Raw genomic sequence first — 3,146 nt, 5'->3', positions numbered from 1 at the left:
AACTTCTCGATTCTATGTAGTCCTCTTGACTATCCGCATTTAAAATAGTTATCCTTCATGCTCAAAATTTGCCGGAAAGCTTTTTACTTATCTTGATCTTATATTTCTTATATAAGTGTTCCTGCGCAAGCGCTGCATCCTCCTCCAGCATGTTGTCGTTTTTGAGAAACGATAAGATATCTTCCGTTACAGCCCATTGATACGTGAGCCATTTCCATTTTGTCTGGCGAGAAGCTACAAAATCTGCTTTAAATTGAGTCGTTGATTTCTCATGAAGAACAGCAATCTTAAATAAGGCAGGATCTAATGATTGAATATAGTCATGAGCCGTTTTAAGTGTTTCACCTGTATCGTTTACATCATCAACGATTAATACGTTTTTCTTTTAATGCTGATATTGATGGGAGCAATAATTTCCGTTTCTTCTTTCTTAAGTGCACCACCGTGATAATGAATGGTTTGCATTGAACATAATTGACGAATATTTAAGAAATCACAAATAAATCGTGCTACAGGAAAGCCACCTCTGGCAATTGCAATCGCCATATCAAATTTGTAGGGAGATTGCATAATAATATTGGCCAGTTTGTAACTGTTTTTCATATACTTCACGAAGCGTTACTAACTTTGCAGAAAAATCATATTTCATAAAATCACGTTAAATAAATAAGATGTTTTCATTATAACGGCATGATGATGTTTTCTATCAAGTATTATTATCTGAGAGTAACATTTCTAAAACGGGAATGAACAATTTAATTAAGTCACTTGCAAAGAGTTATCTGAAGCACGACGCGGCCTATAAGAGTTACGTGAACACTGTAATCTTGTCAAAATAAGCATAACATGATGTTATCTAATCTTTTTGGGCTCTGCCAGGATGTGATTCTTTTAATAAAAAGATCGCTATTATTAAACTGGCAAGAAAACAGCAAGGCATAACTAACAATGCCCGATTATAACTTGCAACACTGTAAACAGGTACACCATTCACTAACCAACTATCGCTATGATGGAGGATAACACCTACGATAGGTTGGAAAATTGCAACCACCTAACAGCACTGAAAGATTATTAAAGCCAGACGCTGTTCCGACAAGCTCGGGAGGATTATTATCTTTCACAACAGCAAAACTGACAGTCTGTCCACCTGCACCAAATCCTAATAAAAATAGCACCGCATACATCCAGCTAAGAGATATGGGTAGATACAACAAAGCTAAAGTAGCGCCAAGGCCAAAAAATGGAGCTAATAGCCAAAGCCAGACGTCGACTGTAACAACGATCACTTACCCATCCTAACAACGGGCTACCTACACCGATCCCAAACCAAATCATACTACATAGGCCCGAGGCTACCATCACTGAAATTTGAAATTTTTGTTGCAAATAGGGAACTCCCCACAAAGCAGCGAAAACCGCTATAGGAGTCCATATAGCAAAGGAATAAGCACCAATTATCCAGGTATAAGAACGACTGCAGACATCTAACAAACGGCGCCACTCATCCACAAATTGCCGTTTTGGTGCAGGCTGCGTGGGTTGGTGAGGATAATCTCTTATAACAAACCAAATAAGAGCTGCCAAGCATAAACCGATGAAAGCCAGAATAAAACTGGCATTGCGCCAACCCACTTGCTCAATTAAAGCGGCTAAAGGCATTTCCCCAAACATAGCTCCGATTGAGCTCATTGATTGAGCAATACCTGCCAACAGAGCAAATTGTTGTGGTGGGAACCAACGCGAAATCAAGACTAGGACGCCAATAAACGAAAATGCAGAAGCAATACCAATAAGAAAACGTCCTAAAGCAGCAGTAAACAAACTGTCAGTTGAAGCAAAAAAGAAGAACCAACAGCACATAAAATCAAGGCAGCTGTCATTAGTTTTCGTGGACCATAGCGATCAAAGAGCAAACCAGCCGGTAATTGCATTGGCGCGTATGCATAAAAATAAAAGGCAGAAATAATACCAAAACCAGCCGCACTGACCTGAAAAGTTTTCATCATTGACTCCGCCATCACGCTGGGGGCAACTTGCAGCACGAACTCATACAGGTAAAAAGTAGCAGACAGTAAAAAACAAGATAAGCGCTTAATTTACTGGGTTGTGTGTAATGTAATTGATGTGTGTCCAAGATAACGTCTTATCTGATTAAAATAGTACATTACACCCTAAGCGAATTTCTTTTGTCAATGCCTGGTGGATAGATTACCCCTAATATTATTAAATGAGTAGAGCCAGTAATTTGACTTAGATCAACTGGCGTATTATTTAGGGTTTTTTCTGCTAGCCAAGCGAACATCGCGGCCTCTATAAAGTCAGGGTTAATATTGATGGCTGCAGTACTTTCCACCCTTGTTTCAGGTACCAAATTAGCAAGACTATTAAGCAGCGTCGTATTATGCGCACCGCCTCCGCAGAGCAAAAGGCGTTTGGGAGATAAATTACCGGCTTTTAGCTCATGCACAATTGCGCGCGTCGTAAAACTAAGTAAGGTCGCTTGTACATCAACAGCCTGATAGCCTGGTTGGAGATAGTTTGCTAACCAATCCAGCGAAAAATATTCCTTCCCAATACTTTTAGGTTGCTGTCGTTTAAAATAAGTGTCAGTTAAAAGCGCATCCAATAGAGGCTCTATCACGTGCCCCCGTGCGGCCCACGCCCCACCTTTATCATAATCTTGACTGAGATGCTTTTTAATCCAGGCATCCATCAGGCAATTGCCTGGGCCTAGATCATAGCCACTAAGATCGTGCTCGTTAGCAAGATAAGTCATATTGGCAATACCACCAATATTAACAATCGCCAAGGGATATATCTGGCCCTTAAATAAAGCTTGATGATATAAGGGAGCAAAGGGTGCGCCCTGCCCACCAACAACCAAATCACGCGTTCTGAAATCAGCCACAACAGGAATGCCAGTCAATTCGGCAATCGTATGTGCACAACCCATTTGTACTGTATAAGGAATATCTGCAATGGCATCGTGGCAGAGTGTTTGTCCATGACTGCCAATTGCTTGTATGTCTTTTGCGCTTACTTTAGCTTTGGCCATGAGTTCAAGCGCTGCTCTGGCAAACTCTCGTCCTAAAAGCGTGTTTAACTGGCTGAATTGCTTCAAACCATAACGATCGCCATTGTTT

General features: G+C 40.7%; 3 protein-coding genes and 1 pseudogene. All 4 read right to left on the bottom strand.

Annotation, left to right across the window (positions count from 1 at the left end; genetic code table 11):
• Positions 1 to 61 precede the first annotated feature (61 nt).
• Complete coding sequence (locus BN58_RS34040; RefSeq protein WP_232220552.1) at positions 62 to 370, bottom strand: phosphoribosyltransferase family protein; 309 nt, start codon at positions 368 to 370, stop codon at positions 62 to 64.
• A complete protein-coding gene (locus tag BN58_RS34035; RefSeq protein WP_019216960.1) occupies positions 370 to 603 on the bottom strand; it encodes a phosphoribosyltransferase in 234 nt (77 codons plus the stop codon). Before BN58_RS34035 ends, BN58_RS34040 begins: the two co-directional genes overlap by 1 nt.
• Before the next feature lie 253 nt (positions 604 to 856).
• Positions 857 to 2,099: pseudogene (locus BN58_RS24590) on the bottom strand (MFS transporter).
• A 68-nt stretch (positions 2,100 to 2,167) separates the two neighbouring features.
• On the bottom strand, positions 2,168 to 3,146 hold a 979-nt coding region (locus tag BN58_RS11490), incomplete at its 5' end, for an anhydro-N-acetylmuramic acid kinase (protein WP_019216959.1).

Source organism: Legionella tunisiensis (assembly GCF_000308315.1).
Taxonomy (GTDB): Bacteria; Pseudomonadota; Gammaproteobacteria; order Legionellales; family Legionellaceae; genus Tatlockia; species Tatlockia tunisiensis.
Note: the sequence above shows the minus strand (reverse complement) of the source record. Positions and strands in the feature narration are given on the sequence as shown.

What these genes read in the sequence shown, in the direction of transcription:
- BN58_RS34035 (WP_019216960.1), bottom strand. Translation starts at nt 603, where the DNA reads ATGAAAAACAGTTACAAACTGGCCAATATTATTATGCAATCTCCCTAC.